Origin of the sequence: Marinobacter subterrani (assembly GCF_001045555.1) — a bacterium.
GTDB lineage: Bacteria > Pseudomonadota > Gammaproteobacteria > Pseudomonadales > Oleiphilaceae > Marinobacter > Marinobacter subterrani.
This window is the reverse complement of sequence record NZ_LFBU01000001.1, coordinates 911,110-931,649: the sequence shown is the minus strand read 5'-3', so window position 1 is coordinate 931,649 and position 20,540 is coordinate 911,110. Positions and strand designations below refer to the sequence as shown.

Annotated in this window: 21 protein-coding genes and 2 tRNA genes; 20 read left to right on the top strand and 3 right to left on the bottom strand. The window is 59.0% G+C overall.

All coding sequences use genetic code 11. The annotated features are described in order from the left end of the window. The first annotated feature begins 3 nt into the window (after positions 1-3). Positions 4-1,581 carry a glutamine-hydrolyzing GMP synthase gene (gene guaA / locus msub_RS04325; RefSeq protein WP_048494870.1) on the top strand — a complete coding sequence of 526 codons (1,578 nt, stop codon included), beginning with the start codon at positions 4-6 and terminating at the stop codon, positions 1,579-1,581. A gap of 21 nt (positions 1,582-1,602) precedes the next feature. On the opposite strand, the gene msub_RS04320 is transcribed toward guaA, so the two are convergent. Further along, positions 1,603-2,889, bottom strand: a complete 1,287-nt coding sequence (locus msub_RS04320) for a DUF2254 domain-containing protein (RefSeq protein ID WP_048494869.1) — start codon at positions 2,887-2,889, stop codon at positions 1,603-1,605. A 205-nt stretch (positions 2,890-3,094) separates the two neighbouring features. Here msub_RS04320 and tadA point away from each other — a divergent pair, with 205 nt between their 5' ends. From tadA to msub_RS04300, 4 genes are read left to right on the top strand one after another with little or no spacing between them, the layout of a single operon-like run. Next, the gene (gene tadA, locus msub_RS04315) at positions 3,095-3,598 is read left to right on the top strand and encodes a tRNA adenosine(34) deaminase TadA (RefSeq protein WP_048496974.1); all 504 of its coding nucleotides are present in this window, start codon (positions 3,095-3,097) and stop codon (positions 3,596-3,598) included. A gap of 9 nt (positions 3,599-3,607) precedes the next feature. Beyond that, the gene (gene galE, locus msub_RS04310; protein ID WP_048494868.1) at positions 3,608-4,603 is read left to right on the top strand and encodes a UDP-glucose 4-epimerase GalE; all 996 of its coding nucleotides are present in this window, start codon (positions 3,608-3,610) and stop codon (positions 4,601-4,603) included. A gap of 30 nt (positions 4,604-4,633) precedes the next feature. Next, on the top strand, positions 4,634-5,974 hold the full coding sequence (locus tag msub_RS04305) for a UDP-glucose dehydrogenase family protein (protein WP_048494867.1): 1,341 nt from the start codon (positions 4,634-4,636) through the stop codon (positions 5,972-5,974). Positions 5,975-6,005: 31 nt separating this feature from the next. Continuing rightward, positions 6,006-6,440: an HIT domain-containing protein gene (locus tag msub_RS04300; protein WP_048494866.1), complete on the top strand. Its 435-nt coding sequence runs from the start codon at positions 6,006-6,008 to the stop codon at positions 6,438-6,440. Here msub_RS04300 and fabR read toward each other — a convergent pair. Beyond that, positions 6,437-7,069 carry an HTH-type transcriptional repressor FabR gene (gene fabR / locus msub_RS04295; RefSeq protein ID WP_048494865.1) on the bottom strand — a complete coding sequence of 211 codons (633 nt, stop codon included), beginning with the start codon at positions 7,067-7,069 and terminating at the stop codon, positions 6,437-6,439. The genes msub_RS04300 and fabR overlap by 4 nt on opposite strands. Before the next feature lie 345 nt (positions 7,070-7,414). Here fabR and aspS point away from each other — a divergent pair, with 345 nt between their 5' ends. From aspS to nadA, 14 genes are all read left to right on the top strand, one after another. Then, positions 7,415-9,223, top strand: a complete 1,809-nt coding sequence (gene aspS, locus msub_RS04290) for an aspartate--tRNA ligase (RefSeq protein ID WP_048494864.1) — start codon at positions 7,415-7,417, stop codon at positions 9,221-9,223. A gap of 80 nt (positions 9,224-9,303) precedes the next feature. After that, a complete protein-coding gene (ruvC, locus tag msub_RS04285) occupies positions 9,304-9,831 on the top strand; it encodes a crossover junction endodeoxyribonuclease RuvC (protein ID WP_048494863.1) in 528 nt (175 codons plus the stop codon). 30 nt (positions 9,832-9,861) lie between these two features. Then, entirely contained in the window at positions 9,862-10,491 is a 630-nt protein-coding gene (gene ruvA / locus msub_RS04280) for a Holliday junction branch migration protein RuvA (RefSeq protein ID WP_048494862.1), read from the top strand. A gap of 145 nt (positions 10,492-10,636) precedes the next feature. Beyond that, positions 10,637-11,668, top strand: coding sequence for a Holliday junction branch migration DNA helicase RuvB (gene ruvB / locus msub_RS04275; protein WP_048496973.1), 1,032 nt, complete (start codon positions 10,637-10,639; stop codon positions 11,666-11,668). Further along, on the top strand, positions 11,661-12,122 hold the full coding sequence (ybgC, locus tag msub_RS04270; RefSeq protein WP_048494861.1) for a tol-pal system-associated acyl-CoA thioesterase: 462 nt from the start codon (positions 11,661-11,663) through the stop codon (positions 12,120-12,122). The genes ruvB and ybgC overlap by 8 nt, the downstream gene beginning before the upstream one ends. Positions 12,123-12,125: 3 nt before the next feature. After that, positions 12,126-12,815, top strand: coding sequence for a protein TolQ (tolQ, locus tag msub_RS04265; RefSeq protein ID WP_048494860.1), 690 nt, complete (start codon positions 12,126-12,128; stop codon positions 12,813-12,815). Positions 12,816-12,862: 47 nt separating this feature from the next. Next, positions 12,863-13,309: a protein TolR gene (gene tolR / locus msub_RS04260; protein WP_048494859.1), complete on the top strand. Its 447-nt coding sequence runs from the start codon at positions 12,863-12,865 to the stop codon at positions 13,307-13,309. A 79-nt stretch (positions 13,310-13,388) separates the two neighbouring features. Next, the gene (gene tolA, locus msub_RS04255; RefSeq protein WP_048496972.1) at positions 13,389-14,363 is read left to right on the top strand and encodes a cell envelope integrity protein TolA; all 975 of its coding nucleotides are present in this window, start codon (positions 13,389-13,391) and stop codon (positions 14,361-14,363) included. A gap of 16 nt (positions 14,364-14,379) precedes the next feature. After that, positions 14,380-15,693 (top strand): Tol-Pal system beta propeller repeat protein TolB, encoded by a 1,314-nt coding sequence (tolB, locus tag msub_RS04250; protein ID WP_048494858.1) that lies wholly within the window; start codon positions 14,380-14,382, stop codon positions 15,691-15,693. Positions 15,694-15,761: 68 nt separating this feature from the next. Then, positions 15,762-16,331 carry a peptidoglycan-associated lipoprotein Pal gene (gene pal / locus msub_RS04245; protein ID WP_048494857.1) on the top strand — a complete coding sequence of 190 codons (570 nt, stop codon included), beginning with the start codon at positions 15,762-15,764 and terminating at the stop codon, positions 16,329-16,331. A gap of 21 nt (positions 16,332-16,352) precedes the next feature. Further along, on the top strand, positions 16,353-17,099 hold the full coding sequence (ybgF, locus tag msub_RS04240; RefSeq protein WP_048494856.1) for a tol-pal system protein YbgF: 747 nt from the start codon (positions 16,353-16,355) through the stop codon (positions 17,097-17,099). Between the two features lie 85 nt (positions 17,100-17,184). Next, positions 17,185-17,260: transfer RNA gene (locus tag msub_RS04235), tRNA-Lys, on the top strand. 69 nt (positions 17,261-17,329) lie between these two features. Continuing rightward, positions 17,330-17,405: transfer RNA gene (locus msub_RS04230), tRNA-Lys, on the top strand. Between the two features lie 191 nt (positions 17,406-17,596). Further along, positions 17,597-18,658 carry a quinolinate synthase NadA gene (gene nadA, locus msub_RS04225; protein ID WP_048494855.1) on the top strand — a complete coding sequence of 354 codons (1,062 nt, stop codon included), beginning with the start codon at positions 17,597-17,599 and terminating at the stop codon, positions 18,656-18,658. Here the strand turns inward: nadA and msub_RS04220 are convergent, their stop codons facing one another. Continuing rightward, entirely contained in the window at positions 18,659-20,137 is a 1,479-nt protein-coding gene (locus msub_RS04220) for a M48 family metalloprotease (protein WP_048494854.1), read from the bottom strand. Between the two features lie 165 nt (positions 20,138-20,302). On the opposite strand from msub_RS04220, the gene msub_RS04215 reads away from it, so the two are divergent. After that, positions 20,303-20,530, top strand: coding sequence for a sulfurtransferase TusA family protein (locus tag msub_RS04215; RefSeq protein WP_048494853.1), 228 nt, complete (start codon positions 20,303-20,305; stop codon positions 20,528-20,530). Positions 20,531-20,540: the final 10 nt, after the last annotated feature.

Sequence of the window (20,540 nt, the reverse complement as noted above, 5' to 3'; positions counted from 1 at the left end):
TCCATGGCCCATAACATTCACGACCACCGCATCCTGATTCTTGATTTCGGTTCCCAGTACACCCAGCTCATTGCACGCCGCGTTCGCGAGATCGGCGTTTACTGTGAGATCAGGGCGTTCGATATCACCGATGAAGAACTTGATGAGTTCAACCCGAAGGGGATTGTCCTTGCCGGTGGGCCGGAATCGGTCACCCAACTGGGTGGCCCGCGGGCGCCGGAAGGCCTGTTTGATCGCGGCATTCCGGTTCTGGGGATCTGCTACGGCATGCAGACCATGGCCGAGCAGCTCGGCGGCCGGGTGGCCAGCTCCGAGAAACGGGAGTTCGGCTATGCCCAGGTTAAAGTGCGCGCGGCCGGCCCGTTGCTCCGGGACATTACGGATCACCTGACGGCCACCGGCGATTCACTGCTGGACGTCTGGATGAGTCATGGCGACAAGGTAGTGGCCATGCCGGAAGGCTTCGAGCTGCTGGCCTCCACCGAGAGTGCTCCCATTGCCGCCATGCAGGACCTTAGCCGGAACCTTTACGGCGTCCAGTTCCACCCGGAAGTGACTCACACACTTCAGGGCAAACGGATTCTTGAGCATTTCATCCTGGATGTCTGTCAGTGCGATGCCCTGTGGACACCGGCCAAGATCGTCGACGATGCGGTTCGGCAGATTCGTGACCAGGTGGGCACTGACAAGGTGCTGCTGGGCCTGTCTGGCGGTGTCGATTCCTCGGTAACGGCAGCGCTGCTGCATCGCGCCATTGGTGATCAGTTAACCTGCGTGTTCGTGGATAACGGCCTGTTGCGCCTCCACGAAGGCGACCAGGTGATGGACATGTTCGCCCGCAATATGGGGGTGAAAGTCATTCGGGTGGATGCGGAAGATCTGTTCCTGTCGAAACTCAAGGGCGTTGACGATCCCGAGCAGAAGCGCAAGATCATCGGCAACACCTTTATCGATGTGTTTGACGCAGAAGCCGCCACTATCCGCGACGTGAACTGGCTTGCCCAGGGCACCATCTACCCGGATGTCATCGAGTCGGCGGCCTCCAAGACCGGCAAGGCGCATGTGATCAAGTCCCACCACAACGTCGGTGGCCTGCCGGAAACCATGAAAATGAAACTGGTGGAGCCGCTGCGGGAACTGTTCAAGGATGAGGTGCGCCGGATCGGCCTTGAGCTGGGCCTGCCCTACGACATGGTCTACCGTCATCCGTTCCCGGGGCCGGGTCTCGGCGTTCGTATCCTCGGTGAGGTGAAAAAGGAATACGCGGATATTCTGCGCAAGGCGGACGCCATTTTCCTGGAAGAACTCCACCGTGCCGATCTCTACCACAAGACCAGCCAGGCGTTTGCCGTTTTCCTGCCGGTCAAATCCGTAGGCGTGGTCGGCGATGCACGCCGCTACGAATACGTGGTGGCCCTGCGCGCCGTGGAAACCATCGATTTCATGACCGCCCGGTGGGCACACCTGCCGTACGACCTGCTGGAAACCGTTTCCAACCGGATCATCAACGAGATCACCGGTGTGTCCCGGGTCACTTACGACGTTTCCTCCAAGCCGCCAGCCACCATCGAGTGGGAATAAGACCCGCGATTGCGGATCAGGCTAAAGTGTCTCCCAGGTGTCGTCATTCTGCCCGGCGTTACTGCCGGCGCGGGATGGCACTCTGAGTGTTTCCAGGCTCTTCAGTTCTTCCCGGCACATGCCTGCGTCGGCCGCACGGTCAATGGCGTAGGCCGATAGCTCGGCGACCGGTCGTCCAAAGATCTCCGGTGCAATCCTGCCCAGCGACGCCAGGGCCTTCTGCAGGCGGACCTGTACCTCGATGAACGCTGCGCCATCCCTCGCGATAGGTCGGAACGCATCAATAATCATGTCGGACGGCAGAACCGCGGGCACATGTACCGAGGGAAAGTCGACTGGTGGCTCTTGAGGTTCCTTCCAGGTGGACAATACCCGAACCAGATGGCCAATAACGCTGATCGCGGTTCCGGGGTCATTCACTGCCGGCGACAGCGCCCTGGAGGCAATCTCCGATAAAACGATCAATGCAAATCGTGGATCCTGATCAAATGAGCGTTTGGTCTCGATGGTAAATGCATCGCGCAGGAATTGCTGCTGCTTGGCGCTGACGTTCGCCCCCCGGATTCGAACCAGGCGGGCAGCAGCGTGCACGAAGGTTCCGGGCAAGGCGTCGATATAGATGTCAATTTGCTGATTGCGGGCGCATTCGTTCAGAGCCTTGATGTCGATATGCTGAACATAGCCGGTGCGGGTGGGGGCGATCGGGTAGGCATCGTCGGGTACGCTGCCTGACAGGGGCCTGGCCCGCAGGTAGGGGTTTTCCAGTTGGTGTCGGAACGAGATTGTTGCCGCCCGTTCCACACGCGAGAGGATATCGTGCATTCTCCCGAAGTTGCTGATATGCCCGATCCAGCGCAGTAAGGCAATCACCACCAGCGATACAACCACCAGCGTCGCCATAAACAGAAAGACTTGCCCCTGCTGGTCATAGAAGTCGGTTCGCAGGCCGATCAGCCCGATGAGGCTGAACAGAAAAGCGCCCAGAAAGGTTGAAAGCACATTCTGCGTGGTGGGATCCTGTTGCAGAATCGCGGTTGCCCGCGGGGTGGCGTTGGCGGCTGCGGCAGCGAATGCGGACACCGCGATCGATAAAGAGAAGGTGGTCACCGCCAGCATGGACGAGGCAAGGATTGTCAGAATCTGGTCAACCGAAACACTGCCAAGGCTCGCACCCAAATGCGTGGGAATAAGGGGTGAAAGTACCGGTGTCAGGGCCAGAGTCAGAACAGCGAGCAGCGCAAAACTGATCACGCGCACCCAGATTTTTCTGAGGTGCTGCCGGATAATCCAGAAAAATTTGGAGTCCACTGGCGCAGCCTTCCGGGATTTTCGTGGGTGATCAATCATCCTACCGCAATTGGTCATGGCACAGGAAGGCGGCCAGATTCCTCATTGCCCCGGGCAAAGTGGCGCTGCCGCTGGAAATCCGGAGTTCCGGGCGCTATCCTCCCGTTCGCCGCACCGCGCTTTTCCCGGCCGGGCGGTCCGGTCGATTGATGAAAAGCTGGATGTAATGTCTGATCAAAGCAGGGTTGACGAACACTGGATGAATCGCGCGCTTGAGTTGGCTGCCCAGGCGGCCGAGAAAGGCGAAGTGCCGGTGGGCGCCGTGGTGGTACTTGATGGCAGGGAGATCGGTGCAGGCTGCAATGCGCCAATCTCCGGGTGTGACCCGACTGCACATGCCGAAATCCGGGCCCTGCGTGATGCCGCCGCTCGGGCCGGCAATTACCGGCTTCCCGGTGCCGCGCTTTACGTGACGCTGGAGCCCTGTACCATGTGTGTAGGTGCCATTGTGCATAGCCGGATCAGCCGCCTCGTGTACGGTGCGGTTGAACCCAAGGCCGGGGCGGTGGAATCAGCCCGCCGGACACTGGATGAGCCGCACCTGAACTGGGATGTAACTGCCGTGGGCGGGGTTCTGGCGACCCGGTGCAGTGAGACAATCAGCGACTTTTTCAGTCAACGGCGTGCAGAAATACGGCGTCGCCGCAAACAACCTTCAGGGAAGGAGTAGTTCTCGTCTATGAAAGTCCTCGTTACCGGCGGTGCCGGGTATATTGGCAGTCATGTGGTTCGTCAATTGGGTCACGCCGGACACGATATTGTAGTGTTTGACAACCTGTCCACAGGTTATCGCTGGGCAGTCACTGCTGGTGAGCTGGTCGTCGGGGACCTGGCCGATGAAGCCGCGATTGACGACCTGTTTTCCCGCCACAACTTTGAAGCGGTCCTGCACTTCGCGGCCAACATCGTGGTGCCGGAGTCGGTTGCCAACCCCCTGAAGTACTACAGCAACAACACCCGTAACACCCTGAACCTCCTGAAAGCAGTCGAGAAACACCAGGTACCTTACATGGTGTTTTCCTCCACCGCGGCGGTCTATGGCATGCCGGAGCAGACGGTGCTGACCGAGGATCTGCCGCTGGCTCCCATCAATCCCTATGGCGCCTCCAAGATGATGAGTGAGCGCATGATAATGGATGTCGCCGCGGCCTCCAGTCTCAACTATGTGATCCTGCGCTACTTCAATGTCGCCGGTGCCAACCCCGACGGCCTGCTTGGCCAGGCTACGCCTGAAGCGACCCACCTGATCAAGGTGGCCTGTGAATGCGTGACCGGCCAGCGCGAGGGTATGAGTGTCTTTGGCACGGACTACGATACCCGGGACGGCACCTGTATCCGCGACTACATCCATGTGGAAGACCTGGCCAAAGCCCATGTCATGGCGCTGGATTACATGGCAACCGGTGGTGACTCAAAAGTCCTGAATTGCGGTTACGGCCGTGGGTTCACGGTTCAGGAAGTGATTGACGTTGTGAAGAAACAGTCCGGCGTCGATTTTCCGGTCACCGAAACCGGCCGGCGGGCCGGCGACCCGGCGGCGCTGATGGCCGATAACACGCTCATTCGGCAAACCCTTGGATGGCAGCCCGATTACGACGATCTGGGCACGATTGTCTCTACGGCTCTGGCCTGGGAAGCCATCTGGCAGCAGAAAAGAGCAGAAGACCCTCATTAACCTTTTTGTATTTGAATCGGGATTTAACGGATGAAGATTACGATTTTTGGAACCGGTTATGTCGGCCTTGTGACCGGTGCATGTCTGGCAGATGTCGGTCACAACGTGCTGTGCATGGATGTTGATCAGGGCAAGATCGAGAAGCTCAAAAATGGCCAGATTCCCATCTACGAGCCAGGTCTGGAAAACATTGTCAGGCACACCGTTGAGTCGGGCCGTCTTGCCTTCACCACGGACACGCAAGAAGCCGTCCGCCATGGCACCCTGCAGTTTATCGCCGTGGGTACACCGCCGGACGAAGACGGCTCTGCAGACCTTCAGTATGTGACGGCCGTGGCTCAATCCATCGGTCAGTACATGGACGATTACAAAGTGTTGGTCGACAAGTCTACGGTCCCGGTGGGCACGGGTGACCGGGTCAGGGCGGCCGTTCGTGCCCAGCTTGATCATCGCGGGCTGGAGCTGGATTTTGATGTCGTGTCCAACCCGGAATTCCTCAAGGAAGGGGCCGCCGTTAATGATTTCATGAAGCCGGACCGGATCGTGGTGGGCACAGACAGCGAGCGCGCCGCGGAGCTGCTGCGGGAAGTCTATTACCCGTTCAACCGCAATCACGACCGCATGATTTTCATGGACTTGCGGTCTGCGGAACTGACCAAATATGCCGCCAACGCCATGCTGGCCACCAAAATCAGCTTCATGAATGAAATTGCCAACCTGGCTGAACGGCTGGGCGCGGATATTGAAGCGGTCCGTCGCGGTATCGGTTCTGACCCGCGTATTGGTTATCACTTTATCTATCCCGGGTGCGGCTACGGTGGCTCCTGTTTCCCGAAAGATGTCCAGGCGCTGGCCCGGACAGCCGGTGACTGTGGTTACGAGGCGAAACTTCTGAATGCCGTAGAAGGCGTGAACTACGCCCAGAAACACGTTCTGTTTGACAAGATCAGCCACTATTTCCATGGCGATCTGAAGGGCAAGGTCGTGGCACTCTGGGGCCTGGCGTTCAAGCCCAACACTGACGACATGCGCGAGGCATCATCGCGAACCCTGATGGAAGATCTGTGGAAGGCCGGTGCTACCGTGCAGGCGTTTGATCCCGAAGCCATGGAGGAAACCCAGCGAATCTATGGCGATCAGCCAGCGCTGATGCTCTGTGGCACCAAGGAGCAGGCGCTCAAGGGTGCGGACGCGCTGGCGATCTGCACCGAGTGGAAGGAGTTCCGCTCCCCGGATTTCGAATCCATTGCCGCCACCCTCCGTGAGCCGGTGGTATTCGACGGCCGCAATCTGTATGAGCCGGAAATGCTGGAGCGGTATGAGCTGGTTTACTACGCTATCGGACGGGGTCGCTCCCGGTTTCATTCGTAATAACCATTGGGCGTAACGAAGGAGCGCGATCATGAGCAGGTCAGAGGAGTTCCGGTTACACGAACGGCTGGCTGCCGACACACTGGGCCTGGGTTGCAGCAAGCTGTGCGAGATCCGGCTGATGAACGACAGCACCTGGCCCTGGCTGCTATTGGTGCCGGCGGTTGCGGGCATCAGGGAGATCTACCAGCTATCGGCAGAACAGCAGCATCAACTGTTGCGGGAGTCCTCAGTGCTCAGCGAGGCCATGATGGACCTGTTCGGGGGCGACAAGATGAACGTCGCCGCCCTTGGCAACATGGTGCCCCAACTGCACCTGCATCACATCGTGCGTTTCGAAGGAGACCCGGCGTGGCCGGGCCCGGTATGGGGCAAGCAGGCGCCGGCGCCCTACACCGAAGCCCAACTGGAGCAGGTCCGGAGTCTGCTCGCCCCGGTCTGCGCAAAGCTGCAGTCGGGCGTCTAGCGCTCCGAGCGGGCCCGATATTTCGCCAGCGTCTGGGACCCGACCAGGATCATCCTGAGCTCGGTTTTCAGTTTGACCTTCAGCTCCTCTCGCTCCCTCGGAGTCGCATCCAGCGCTTCCGCACCCTGGTTGAACACCAGGGTCACCATGGCTTCGGCCACCAGCCTTGATTCCGAGAGCGGTTTGCTCTGGGCCTCGGCGATTCGCCGAAGATCGTCGGCCAGTTCGGTGACAAAATGGTCGATTTCAGCCTTTACCGCTGTTCGAAATGTTGTCGACACGCCTGTGCGCTCACGCAGCATCAGCCGGAAAAGGTTTGCGTTGTTGCCCAGATACTCCATGAAGGTTTCCACGGAGGTGGCAATGGCACTGCCGCCGTCCCGGGCAATCCGCTTGCGGGCCTGGCGCATCAATTGGCGCAGGGCAACACCGCCTTCGTCCACCAGCGCAAGCCCGAGTTCATCGAGCTCAGCGAAATGCCGGTAAAAAGAGGTGGGAGCAATCCCGGCTTCCCGGGCAACTTCCCGCAAACTGAGACTGCCAAAGCCCCGATCCGCGCTGAGTTGCGAGAGCGCCGCGTCCATCAGTGCCCGCCGGGTTTTGAGTTTCTGCTCCGCTCTGGTGGCCAAATTCAGACTCCGTCTGCTGGTAAAAAAGAAGCATTCTAGCCGGCTGCTCACCTGCAGTCATCCGGCCGCCGGATTTGCGTGCCGGCACGCCTGATTTTCAGCGCCATTGTGTTTATAATGGGCGGCTTTTCCGCTATGGTCGCAACATTTTTGAGCGGGCACGAACAAGGTAGCGCCGGGTGTGGTGGCTCTATCCGAAACCTTGCGGAGCCATGGATGGCGGAGCAGAGCGTACATGGACGTATTCACAGCGTGTTTCGGATAGAGCCACCACATCCGGTGCGGTGCTTAAAGCACCAGATTCAAGAACCAAATTTGAACACATCAAACGTAACGGGAACCGGTATGCGCAGTCATTATTGCGGTGGGATCAACGAATCCCACATCGATCAGGAAGTCACGCTTTGCGGATGGGTGCACCGTCGCCGTGACCACGGTGGAGTTATCTTCCTGGATCTGCGGGATCGGGATGGTATGTCTCAGGTGGTTGTCGACCCGGACACCCCTGAAAGCTTTGCCCTGGCGGAAAAGGTCCGCAGCGAGTTTGTTATCAAGGTTACCGGCCGGGTGCGTCGTCGTCCTGCCGGCACCGAGAACAACAACATGCCGACCGGGCAGGTTGAGCTGTTGGGCAAGGAGCTGAGCATCCTGAATGCCGCGGCGACGCCGCCGTTCCCGCTGGACGAGCATGTCGATGTGGGCGAGGATGTGCGCCTGCGCTACCGTTATGTGGATCTGCGCCGCCCGGAAATGATCAACCGCCTGCGTTTCCGCTCCCGGGTTACCAGCTACATCCGTAACTACCTGGACAGCAACGGCTTCATGGATGTGGAAACGCCGATCCTGACCCGTGCCACGCCGGAAGGCGCCCGGGACTATCTGGTGCCCAGCCGCACCCACGAAGGTTCGTTCTTCGCATTGCCGCAGTCGCCCCAGCTGTTCAAGCAGTTGCTGATGGTGTCTGGTGTTGACCGCTACTACCAGATCGCTAAGTGTTTCCGGGATGAAGACCTGCGGGCTGATCGTCAGCCGGAGTTCACTCAGGTCGACATTGAGGCCTCCTTCATTGATGAAAAGATCCTGATGGGCCTGAATGAGGACATGATTCGCTCTCTGTTCAAGGACGTACTTGACGTAGAGCTGCCCGCGTTCCCGCAAATGCCCTATGCCGAGGCCATGCAGCGCTACGGCAGCGACAAGCCGGACCTGCGCATCCCGCTGGAATTGCTGGACGTCAATGACCTGGTGGCAGGGGTGGACTTCAAGGTCTTCGCTGGCCCCGCCAAGGATCCGAAAGGTCGTGTGGCGGCCCTGCGGGTACCCAGGGGCGGCGAGCTGACCCGAAAGCAGATTGACGACTACACCAAATTCGTTGGTATCTACGGCGCCAAGGGGCTGGCCTACATCAAGGTCAACGATCTGTCCAAGGGCGTGGAAGGCCTGCAGTCGCCCATTATCAAGTTCCTGGGCGATGACGTGGCCATGGCAATCATGGAGCGCGTCGCAGCGGAAGACGGCGACATTGTGTTCTTCGGGGCCGACAAGACCAGCGTGGTGAATGAAGCCCTGGGTGCCCTGCGCATCAAGGTCGGCCACGACATGAACATGCTGACCACCGACTGGGCGCCGCTCTGGGTTGTGGATTTCCCGATGTTCGAGGAAACCCCGGATGGTGGTCTGACGGCCATTCACCACCCGTTCACCGCACCTTCCTGCAGCCCGGAAGACCTCGCTGCAGATCCGGCCAACGCGCTGTCCCGGGCCTATGACATGGTGCTGAACGGTACAGAGCTGGGTGGCGGTTCAATCCGTATTCACGACGAGAAAATGCAGGAAACGGTATTCCGCATTCTCGGGATCGGCGAGGAAGAGGCTCGGGCCAAGTTCGGCTTCCTGCTGGATGCCCTGAAGTTCGGCTGCCCGCCCCATGGTGGCCTGGCCTTCGGCCTCGATCGCCTGATCATGCTGATGACCGGCGCCACATCCATCCGTGATGTCATCGCTTTCCCGAAAACCCAGAGCGCCACCTGTCTGATGACCCAGGCGCCGGGCGAAGTCGACGAGAAACAGTTGCGCGAGCTGCATATTCGTCTGCGCAAGCCGGCAAAGCCGGTGGAAGGCAACACCGCCGAATCAGCCGGGAGTGAGGAGTAAGTTGTGAGTAACCGGCGCGAGGGCACTTGCTCCGCGCTCGGGCGATCGACGAGTCGCGGTGACCATTCAGGGGCGCTGATGTGGCGATAATTCTGGGCGTAGACCCCGGTTCGAGAATCACCGGTTACGGTGTCATCCGCGCGGAAGGCCGGCATATCGAGTACCTCGATAGTGGCTGCATCCGCGTGGGCGAGATGCCGATGGCGCAGCGCCTGCAGACCATCTTTCAGAGCCTTGCGACCCTGATTGGTGAGTATCGTCCTGAGGAGTTCGCCATTGAGCAGGTGTTCATGGCGCGCAATCCCGACTCGGCCCTGAAGCTGGGGCAGGCCCGTGGGGCCGCCATTGTCAGTGCCGCAAACAGCGGCCTGGCCGTTCACGAATACTCCGCCCGGCAGGTCAAGCAGGCGGTGGTCGGCAAGGGTGGGGCAGACAAGTCCCAGGTCCAGCATATGGTCCAGGTGCTGCTTTCTCTCTCCCGCAAGCCACAGGCAGACGCCGCAGATGCGCTGGCAATCGCCATGTGCCACGCCCACATGAGCCAGAGTATCCTGCGGGTGGCCAGTGGCGCCGGGAAGGTACGAGGCGGTCGCGTGCGACAGCAATAATCCGCTCACAAGAGCCACAGGAGACACCCCTTGATTGGTCGTATCCGAGGTATTCTGGTTGAAAAGGCTCCGGGTCAGGCGCTGGTAGAGTGTGCCGGCCTCGGCTACGAAGTCGATATTCCCTACACCACGTTCTTTCATCTGCCTGAAACCGGCGAGGAAGTGACGCTGCACACCCATTTTGCCGTTCGCGAAGATGCCCAGAGCCTCTATGGTTTTGCCTCCCGGCTCGACCGGGATTTGTTCCGGCTGCTGATCAGGGTGAATGGCGTAGGGCCAAAACTGGCCGTTGGCATTCTCTCCGGGCTCGACGCCCAGCAGTTCATTCGCTGTGTTGAAGCCCGTGATTCCGCCTCGCTGGTCAAGCTGCCCGGGGTGGGCAAGAAAACGGCCGAGCGGCTTCTTATTGAAATGACTGACCGGATAGGGCAACTTGAAGGGCAGTTTGTGCCAACGTCGCCGGATACGACAGGAGCGGGGGCGGCTGCCGGACAGGCGTTGCATCAGGGACCGGCGGCGACAGAGGAGGCGGAAGCCGCCCTGATCGCGCTGGGTTACAAGCCCCAGGAGGCCGCCAGGGCGATCAGCAAGGTGGCAGAGGAGGGCATGACCAGTGAGGCTCTGATCCGGCTGGCCCTTCGCAATATGATACCGGCCTGATCGCAGAAACCTGTCGCGAATCTGAATAGAGCGTAACGTGACACCTCCAAACCCCTTTGTACAATTGGGGCAGCCTGGAGCAGCGCCAAGTCGTTGCGGGTAAAAGGTAAGGCACGATGTTTATTCCCACACCATGGGTGATGCCATGATCGAATCCGACCGGTTGATCTCGGCCCGGGCCGGTGACTACGAAGAAGTGCATGACAGGGCAATTCGCCCGACCCTGCTGGCCGAATACGTGGGTCAGCCGACGGTCCGGGAACAGATGGGCATTTTCATCTCTGCGGCCCGTGGCCGCCAGGAAGCGCTGGATCATGTCCTGATCTTCGGCCCTCCCGGCCTTGGCAAGACAACGCTCGCCAATATCATTGCCAACGAGATGGGTGTATCCATCAAGACGACCTCGGGCCCGGTTCTGGAGAAGGCCGGTGACCTGGCGGCCATGTTGACCAACCTTGAAGAGGGCGACGTCCTCTTCATTGACGAGATCCACCGCCTCAGCGCGGCGGTGGAAGAGGTGCTGTATCCGGCGATGGAAGACTATCAGCTGGATATCATGATCGGTGAAGGTCCGGCCGCCCGCTCGATCAAGCTGGATCTGCCACCGTTCACGCTGGTGGGAGCGACCACGCGTGCCGGCTTGCTGACATCGCCTTTACGGGATCGCTTCGGTATTGTTCAGCGTCTCGAGTTCTACAACACCGAAGACCTCACCCGCATTATCGTCCGGTCCGCCCGCCTGTCGTCGGTTACCATCGACGAGGCCGGTGCTTTCGAGATTGCCCGGCGATCGCGGGGAACCCCACGGATTGCCAATCGTCTGTTGCGCAGGGTCCGTGATTTTGCCGAAGTCCGTTCCGATGGTCGTATCACATCGGACATTGCCGATCAGGCCCTGAACATGCTGAAAGTGGACAATCAGGGCTTTGACCATATGGACCGCCGGTTGCTGCTGGCAATGATTGAAAAGTTTGATGGTGGCCCAGTGGGGGTTGAGAGCCTTGCCGCCGCCATCAGTGAGGAACGGGGCACGATCGAGGATGTTCTTGAACCGTTCCTTATCCAGCAGGGCTATATGGTTCGCACGCCCAGGGGCCGAATGGTTACGTCCAACGCCTACCAGCATTTCGGGGTGATCCCGCCGAAATCGGGCAGGGAGGACGATCTTTTTGGCTGATCAGTTGGTTGATGCCAGATTCGAATTACCGGTCCGGGTCTATATTGAAGATACCGATGCGGGCGGCATCGTGTTCCATGCCAAATACCTTCATTTCATGGAGCGGGCCCGGACCGAGTGGGTGCGCAGTTGTGGTGTGGGCCTGAGGGCCGGGCTTGCCGACAATATCAGCTACGTTGTGCAGCGGCTGAACCTCCATTATTCGATCCCGGCGAAGCTCGACGACGAGTTGCTGGTGACCGCTGAGCCGGAGGCCTTTGGCCGGGTTTGGATGGATTTCAGGCAGAGAGTCATCCGTGCCGCCGACAGGAAACTGCTCTGTGATGGCGAAGTACGGGTAGCCTGTGTTGCACTGGATACCGGCCGGCCCCGCCGGCTGCCGGAAAACATGCAGGAAGTGCTGGGCAGGAACGTCCGGCCTCCTCAATCTACTAACAGAATGAGCCAGGAGTAAGAAGTGGATTCAGAAATATCAGTCTGGTACCTGATTGCAAATGCCGGTGTGCTGGTGCAACTGGTCATGCTTTTGCTGGCCTTCGCTTCGATCATGTCCTGGACGCTTATTTTTCAGCGTCTGCAGGTGTTCCGGAAAGCCAAACGGGCCCAACTGGCCTTTGAGGATCGCTTCTGGTCCGGCATGGATCTCGGCCAGTTATACCGGGAGGTGAATGCCGAACCGACCCCGTTTTCCGGCATGGAGTCCCTGTTCAGGGCCGGTTTCAAAGAATTTTCCCGGCTGCGTCAGCAAAGTCGCGACGCCGACGCGGTAATGGAAGGTACACAGCGGGCCATGCGTGTTGCCTTTTCCCGCGAACAGGAGCGCCTGGAGGCCCATCTGCCGTTTCTGGCGACTGTTGGCTCAACCAGTCCTTACGTTGGCTTGTTCGGGACTGTCTGGGGGATCATGAATTCCTTTCGCGGGCTGGCCCAGGTCCAGCAGGCGACGCTCGCCACCGTTGCCCCGGGTATTTCCGAAGCACTGATAGCAACCGCCATGGGCCTTTTCGCAGCCATTCCTGCGGTCATCGCCTACAACCGCTTCTCCGCAATGTCCGATGCGTTGCTGAAGAATTATGAAACCTTTGCTGAAGAATTCTCCAGCATTCTTCATAGACGGGTTCACCAGAGTGACAGGGGCGCCGCGTAAATGGTCCCCAGCGTTCATGGCAGGAGTCACGGCAGGAGTAAAAAGTTATGAAAGGCATGGGAATGATGCCGGAGCAACGGCGCAAGCCAATGTCGGAAATCAACGTGGTTCCGTACATTGATGTAATGCTGGTGCTGCTGATTATTTTTATGGTTACCGCGCCGATGATGACGCAGGGCGTCAAGGTGGACTTGCCGGAGACTACTTCAGACCCCATCCAGGCCGAGAAAAACGTCGAGTCGGTGATCGTATCCGTAGACGCCAACGGCGCCTATTACGTGGAAGTGGGCGACGAAGGCAGCGACCCGATGTCCCTGGCCGACGTCCGCGAAAGGATTACCAAAATCCTGTCCCAGCGCAGCTCCAGTGAAATTCTTGTGCGGGGTGATGAGTACGTGGATTATGGGACGGTCGTGCGTCTGATGGCGGAATTGCAGGGGGCGGGTGCCAGCAGTATCGGCCTGATCACCGAATCACCCCGGGAAGAAAAGTGATACCGGCTCGGGCAGGAAAGTTGTGAGAGATAACGAACGCGAAGTGGGCCCAAACGGCGTGCCACCCTGGAAATCGCCGGTGGTATTTTCGGTGACCTTGCATGTGCTGATTCTGGGCATTGCTGTGGCCGGCTGGTCATGGACCAGTCAGGAGCATGAGCCGCCACCCCGGAGCATAGCGGCCCGCCTGATTACCCAGCAGAAACCTGAGCCGAGCCCGGTGGTTGATCCGGTTGATCAGCAGAAGCTTGATGAAGAGCGTAAGGCCGAGGAACAGCGTCAGCAGAAAGAAGCTGAGCGGCTTCGGCAGGAAGAGGAAGCACGTCGAATCGCCGAGCAGAAGCGGGAAGAAGAACAGAAAAAGCTTCAGCAGCAAAAGGAGCGACAGCAAGCCGAAGCGAAGGAACGGCAGGCCCGCAAGGCTCGTGAGGAGGAAGCGGCCCGTAAAAAGGCGGAGGCACAAGCCAGGGAACGCGAGCGCCAGAAGGCCGAGGAAGAGAAGCGCAGGCAGGAAGAGGCCAGAAAGAAGGCGGAAGCAGAAAAGCGCCGCCAGGAGGAGCTGAGGAAGCAGGAAGAGGCCGAGCGCAAGCGGCAGGAAGAGCTCGCCCGCCAGGAAGCCGAACGTAAACGCCTCGAGGCGGAACGTAAGCTCCGGGAGCAGCAGCTGGAGGCACAGGCAGAGGCTGCCCGGACGGCACTTGAAGAGCAGGCCCGCCGCCGACAGGAAGCTGCGGCCGCAAAAGCCAGAGAAGCGAGGATGCTGTCGGAAAGTGAAAAGTATCAGGCGCTGATCCGGGAACGCCTGAGCCAGGCCTGGTATCCGCCATCCTCCGCGACCGAGGATATGACCGCCCGCCTCCAGATAACCCTGTTGCCGACGGGCGAGCTGGCAGGTGTTAAGCTGGTGGGTAGCAGCGGCAACACAGCTTTTGACAATTCGGCTCTGAGTGCAGTGCGCTCTCTTAGCCGCTACCCGATACCAGAGGACCGGGATACGTTTGAACGCTATTTCCGGCAGTTTACGATTGAATTCAACCCGCGCAGGTTGAGATAAGGGCACGGATAACTCTATGACGCAGCGGATTTGGCACTACCCGTCCAGAACACTCGTGGCAGTCATCATGCTTTTGTTTGTGATGGTCTCCGGCGTGCGTGCGGAACTGTTGATCCGGATCACCGAAGGTGCGGATTCCGCCATACCGATTTCCGTCGTTCCCTTCGCCGAGTCGGGCCAGATGCCTGCTGGCGATACGGTGAGTAGCATTGTACAGGCGGATCTCGCCATGACCGGTGAGTTCCGTGCGCTTCCGCCCGAAAAGATGCTGAGCCTTCCGTCCAGGAGGGAAGAGGTGTATTTCCGGGACTGGCGTTTGCTGGGCCAGCGCTATGTTCTGGTCGGCTCGCTCACTCGCAGTGGCGACCGGGTTGAGGCCCGCTACGAACTCTTCGATGTCAACCGGGAGGAGCGGGTTCTCGGAGAAACCGCGGCAGCGCCGGCGTCCAACATGCGCTCCCTGGCTCATCACATCAGCGACAAGGTCTACGAAGCCATTACCGGCGTGCCCGGGATCTTTTCGACCCAGCTTGCGTTTGTGACGCTGGACAGAGCCAATGGCGAATCTCGCTATCGGCTTCAGGTCAGCGATGTGGACGGCAAGCGTGCCCGCATCCGGCTGGAAAGTCGGGAGCCGATCCTGTCGCCGGCGTGGTCACCGGATGGCAAGAAACTGGCGTACGTGTCGTTTGAAACCGGCAAGCCGGTGATCTTCGTGCACGAACTCGCCACCGGAAAACGCACCAAGGTCGCCGATTTCCCGGGTCTGAACTCGGCTCCGGCATGGTCTCCGGATGGCGAATCCCTGCTGATGACCTTGTCCAAGGACGGTAACGCGGAGATTTACCGCATGAATCTGGAGAATCGTCAGTTGACGAAACTGACCGATCACTGGGCAATCGATACAGAGGCAGTCTGGGACGCCAGTGGTGAGGGTATTTTCTTTACCTCCGACCGTTCCGGTGGGCCCCAGATCTACCACATGGAAACGCCCGGTGCCGAACCCCGGAGGATTACTTTCGGAAGTCGTTACAACGCCCGGCCGCGTCCGGGTCCCAATGGAGAATTTGTGTATTACGTACATCAGCGGGATCAGGCGTTTCATATCGCCCGCACCAATCTGGAGACCGGGGAGGAAACGATCCTTACCCGATCCAGATCTGATGAATCGCCCAGTGTTGCTCCGAATGGCCGGATGCTGATCTACGCAACCGATCAGAACGGCACTGGTGTGCTGACCGTTATATCCTCGGACGGCGGTGCTGCCTACAGCCTGCCGGGTTCAGAGGGTGAAGTTCGGGACCCCGCCTGGGGACCCCTGGTTCGCTGATTGCTGTCGCCTGACTGGCCTCAGTAATCGTTCAGGAAACAACGTCAATCAACTGAAAGGAAAAGATTATGAAGATTTCTGCTCAATTCAAGGTATTTGCCCTTCTACTCTCAGTAGGTCTTGTTGCCGGCTGTAGCTCAACCGGCGGAACCACGGAAGAAGGTGCGATGGGCTCAGACGTTGGGGCTGTGGATCAGCAAGGCGGGTCTACCGTATACAGTGGTGAGGGTCAGGGTGGCGTGTCTTCGTCAGTATTGACAGAAGAAGAGCGCATGGCAGCCCGTGAACAGGCCGAGATGGAAGCGCTGCGCGAGATCAGGGTGTTCTACTTTGATTTTGACACCGCGGAAATCAAGCCGGAAGCCCGTGACGTTCTGGTGGCCCATGCCCGCTTTCTTGCCAATAACCCGGCCCAGAACGTTCGCCTTGAAGGTCACGCCGATGAGCGTGGCACCAAGGAGTACAACCTGGCCCTGGGCGAGCGCCGCGCCAACGCAGTGGAGCGCTTCCTGATCGTCAATGGTGCGTCACGCGGCCAGATTGAAACCGTAAGCTATGGCGAGGAGAAGCCGGCAGTGATGGGTTCCGGTGAAAGCGTGTGGGCCCAGAACCGTCGTGTGGAACTCGTATTTGAGTAATTACACAGCACAGGAAGCACCATGAGAAAAACACTCATGGCGACAGTTCTGCTCCCGTTTGCCCTCGGGCATGCGGGGGCAGTGCTGGCGCAATCAGCTCCGGATGTTCAGCGTAGTGCCAATAACAGCCAGGCCACCGCTGAGCTGTTCTATATGATCCAGCAGCTTCAGGGTGAAGTCCGGCGTCTTCAGGGTGATGTGGAAGAACAGAGGCACGAGATTAACCGCTTGCAGGAGCAGGCGCGCGACCGGTATATAGACCTGGACCAGCGTATTCTTGACCTGTCTGAAAAGCTCGCTTCCCGGCCGGCGCCGGAGGCATCTGCAGGGCCGAGCCCGGCCACCGCTGGCGCCAAACCGGTGGTCAAGGACTATCGCCCGCCAGGCCCCGACGAGCGCAAGGCGTATGACGAAATCCAGAATCTCATTCATAAGCAAAAGAAGTATGACGAAGCCATCAGCCGGATTTACGAGTTTCTCGATAAATACCCTGAAGGCGACCTCACCGTAAACGCCTATTACTGGCTCGGAGAGGTGTATCTGGTTCTGCCGCAACTGGAACAGGCAAAGCAGGCCTTCACCATTGTCGCGACACGTTATGCCGATCACAGGAAGGCCCCGGATGCGCTCTACAAGCTTGGCGTGACCCTTGACCGCCTGGGGAAAAAGGACGAGGCGCGGCGGCGTATGCAGGAGGTCATCGATAAATACCCGGCCAGCAGTGCTGCAGACCTGGCCAGGAAGTATCTGGAGTCCGGTAAGATCTGAGGCCCGGGTCTGGCAAAAATGTTGAGAAACCTGAAAGAAAGGGGTTGATCAGCGGCCAAAAATCATTACTATATGCGCCTCGTTTGGGTCGTTAGCTCAGTTGGTAGAGCAGTTGGCTTTTAACCAATTGGTCGAAGGTTCGAATCCTTCACGACCCACCAAATACGAAATACCGGGTGGACTGAGTCGCTCGGTATGGATCGGGGCCCCAGGCTTTGATCGGCAGTCATGGGTCGTTAGCTCAGTTGGTAGAGCAGTTGGCTTTTAACCAATTGGTCGAAGGTTCGAATCCTTCACGACCCACCAAATAACAGAAACCTCAGGGTTTTTGGGAAAAAAGAGCCTCCGGGCTCTTTTTTTTTGCGTATACGTTCTTACCTAGTTACACAGGTGACAGGAAAAGCCATCATGATCGGATGACACCCGTGTTTCTGAATCATTAAAACGGGTCCTGAAATGCTATAATCGCCCCGTGAACGCAACACAGAGATGCCGTAATGACACACGCTGAAGACCGTATCCTTGTCCAGGAACACCTGGCCCATGCCGCTGAACCGAAACCGCTCAGCGCCAGCGAAAAGGCTGACCTGGAAGCCCGCATCAAATCCGCCCTGAAAGCGCAGGATGCGGTGCTTGTGGCGCACTACTATACGGATCCTGATATTCAGCGCCTCGCCGAAGAGACTGGCGGCTGTGTCGCCGATTCCCTCGAGATGGCCCGATTCGGTAACCAGCACCCGGCGTCGACTGTGGTGGTCGCCGGGGTTCGCTTCATGGGGGAAACCGCCAAGATCCTGAATCCGGAAAAGCGGGTGCTGATGCCGACACTTGAGGCAACCTGTTCCCTGGACGTCGGCTGCCCGGAAGACGAGTTTTCGGCGTTCTGTGATCAGCACCCGGACCGTACCGTGGTGGTTTATGCCAACACCTCTGCGGCGGTCAAGGCGCGGGCAGACTGGGTCGTCACCTCAAGCTGCGCCCAGGCCATTGTCGACCATCTTGATGCCCGGGGTGAAAAGATCCTCTGGGCGCCGGACAAGCATCTTGGGCATTACGTTCAGAAAAAAACCGGCGCCGACATGTTGCTGTGGGATGGTTCCTGCATCGTCCATGAGGAATTCAAGTACCGTGGTCTTGAAGACCTCAAGGCGCTCTATCCGGATGCGGCGGTTCTGGTACACCCGGAATCGCCGGATGCAGTCGTGGAGATGGCCGACGTAGTAGGTTCAACGTCCCAGTTGATTCATGCGGTTCAGACACTGCCCAACGCGAGCTTCATTGTTGCCACCGACAATGGCATTTTTTACAAGATGCAGCAGCTGGCGCCGAACAAGACGCTGATCGAAGCGCCCACGGCGGGCAACGGGGCGACCTGTCGCAGCTGTGCCCATTGCCCGTGGATGGCGATGAATGGCCTTGAAAATCTGTTGCAGGTATTGGAGCGGGGCGATCAGGAGGTGCATGTGAACCCTGCACTGCGAGAGCGCGCATTGATGCCCTTGCAGCGCATGCTCGATTTTACCGCCAATATGAATCTCAAGGCGGCCGGTAACGCCTGATCAGCCATTGGACTGGGCGTTTAACCGGCTGGTGATCTCTGCGAGGCGCTCGGTCACGATCTGCCTCTGGGGTGTGCCCGCTGGCAGTTTCTCCTGGGCTTGTCTGAGTTGTCGCTGGGCAGCCTCCAGGTCCCCCATCAACACATCGTACTCGGCCCGGGCCCGGTGAACGCCCACAATGTTTCTGGCCATGCCCTCAGCTTCTGCAAGTTTTAGCCAGAGATGTTCCTGGCCCGGCAGTGTGCGGGTGAGTTGCCTGAGGTAGTCGGCGGCCGCGGCGCCATTCCCGTCGGCAATTTCCGCCTCGGCCAGGGTGTAGGTAATCGGATAGTTGCCCGGGTTTCGTGCCAGAGCCTCCGTGAGGATTGCCCTGGCATCGTCTGGCCTGTTCTGGGCAAGCCGAACCTCTGCCAGAGTAACCTGGAAGGTGATCCGGCCGGGATTCTTTTCCAGCAGTTCGTTCAGGATGCCTGCCGCTTTCTCATATTGCCTGTTTTCGAGGTAGGCGACCGACAAGCCATACCGGATGGCGTCAATTCTCTTCGGGTCTGCCTGTTCAAGGTAGGCCTCGAAGGTTTCCACCGCGACCTCCGGTGAGGGTGCGTAATGCACCTGAAGGCGGCTGCGCATCAGGTGGTATTCCTGCCCGTCCCGGATCTTTTCATCGGGGTACTGGGCGGCCCGGTTGCGGGTGTCGGCAACACGGCTCTGTGTCAGGGGGTGGGTAGAGAGGTACTCTGGCAGCCGGTTTCCCTGCAGGCGATTCTGCCGCATCATGATTTCGAACATTTCCGGCATGCCGCTTGGATCCATTCCCGCGGAGGCCAGAATATCCATGCCAATCCGGTCTGCCTCCTGCTCATGGGCCCGGCTGTAGGCCAGCATATTCTGCGCTGCCAGTGCCTGGCTTCCGGCAATGGCTGCAAATCCTATGTCCGATTGAGTCACCGCCGAGAGTACGATGCCGGCGATCATCCCCGCCAGAGTCAGGGGCGCATTGGTTGCCTGCTGCTCCATGCGCCGGGCAAAATGCCGCTGACTGAGGTGTGCAAGTTCGTGGGCCAGCACGGATGCGAACTGCTGTTCAGTCACAGCGTTCAGGAAAAGCCCGCCGTTGACCCCGACAACGCCACCGGGCACGGCAAAGGCATTGATGGCGGGGCTGTCAATCAGCGCGAGGGTCAGGTCCCGCTCCTGGAGAGGGGCATAAGGCACCAGTTGGTAGGTAATGGCGCTCAGGTAATCGTAGACCAGAGGGTCGGTAATGCGCGGGGCAGACCGGCGAATGGAGACCATCACCTGTCGGCCAATGTCTGATTCCTGCTGGCCGGCAATCAGGCCGCCGCCGGCGCCCCCTATGCTGGGCAGCTCGGTTTCCTGCGCCTGAGCGGGCAAGGCAGTGACAAGCAGGGCAAAGGCCAGTGAAACCGATGTCAGTAATCCTGGAAGTGCCCTGGTCACGGGCTGGTTAACAATCATGTAATGCCGGTTACCTGTGATCTGAATTGCCGGTTTGACAGCGGGTTACGATAAAAAGTTCTGATCCTCTCCTTGAAGAGGATTGTGATGCAATACATTATCACTGTCGGCATAATGCCTGCTTGTTAAATCCGCTTATAGTGACTGCGATGGTGCCCCGTTTTTATGGTTGACCGATCCCTTGATGCCTCCGGGCTGCAATGCCCGATGCCGCTGCTGAAAACCAAACTGGAGCTGAACTCCATGGCCCCCGGCGAGGAGTTGGAGGTTCTGGCCACCGACGCCGGCTCCGCCCGCGATATACCGGCATTTCTGCAGCTATCCCGACACACCCTGATCAGCAGTTCCGAATCCGCCGGCCAGTTCCGGTTTGTGATAAAGTGCGGCGGTTAATTTTCCGGAG

Bases quoted from the DNA above. Each gene is read 5' to 3' on its own strand.
- guaA (WP_048494870.1), top strand. From the start codon at position 4: ATGGCCCATAACATTCACGACCACCGCATCCTGATTCTTGATTTCGGT.
- tadA (WP_048496974.1), top strand. From the start codon at position 3,095: ATGTCTGATCAAAGCAGGGTTGACGAACACTGGATGAATCGCGCGCTT.
- galE (WP_048494868.1), top strand. From the start codon at position 3,608: ATGAAAGTCCTCGTTACCGGCGGTGCCGGGTATATTGGCAGTCATGTG.
- msub_RS04305 (WP_048494867.1), top strand. From the start codon at position 4,634: ATGAAGATTACGATTTTTGGAACCGGTTATGTCGGCCTTGTGACCGGT.
- msub_RS04300 (WP_048494866.1), top strand. From the start codon at position 6,006: ATGAGCAGGTCAGAGGAGTTCCGGTTACACGAACGGCTGGCTGCCGAC.
- aspS (WP_048494864.1), top strand. From the start codon at position 7,415: ATGCGCAGTCATTATTGCGGTGGGATCAACGAATCCCACATCGATCAG.
- ruvB (WP_048496973.1), top strand. From the start codon at position 10,637: ATGATCGAATCCGACCGGTTGATCTCGGCCCGGGCCGGTGACTACGAA.
- tolR (WP_048494859.1), top strand. From the start codon at position 12,863: ATGAAAGGCATGGGAATGATGCCGGAGCAACGGCGCAAGCCAATGTCG.
- tolB (WP_048494858.1), top strand. From the start codon at position 14,380: ATGACGCAGCGGATTTGGCACTACCCGTCCAGAACACTCGTGGCAGTC.
- pal (WP_048494857.1), top strand. From the start codon at position 15,762: ATGAAGATTTCTGCTCAATTCAAGGTATTTGCCCTTCTACTCTCAGTA.
- ybgF (WP_048494856.1), top strand. From the start codon at position 16,353: ATGAGAAAAACACTCATGGCGACAGTTCTGCTCCCGTTTGCCCTCGGG.
- nadA (WP_048494855.1), top strand. From the start codon at position 17,597: ATGACACACGCTGAAGACCGTATCCTTGTCCAGGAACACCTGGCCCAT.
- msub_RS04220 (WP_048494854.1), bottom strand. From the start codon at position 20,137: ATGATTGTTAACCAGCCCGTGACCAGGGCACTTCCAGGATTACTGACA.
- msub_RS04215 (WP_048494853.1), top strand. From the start codon at position 20,303: ATGGTTGACCGATCCCTTGATGCCTCCGGGCTGCAATGCCCGATGCCG.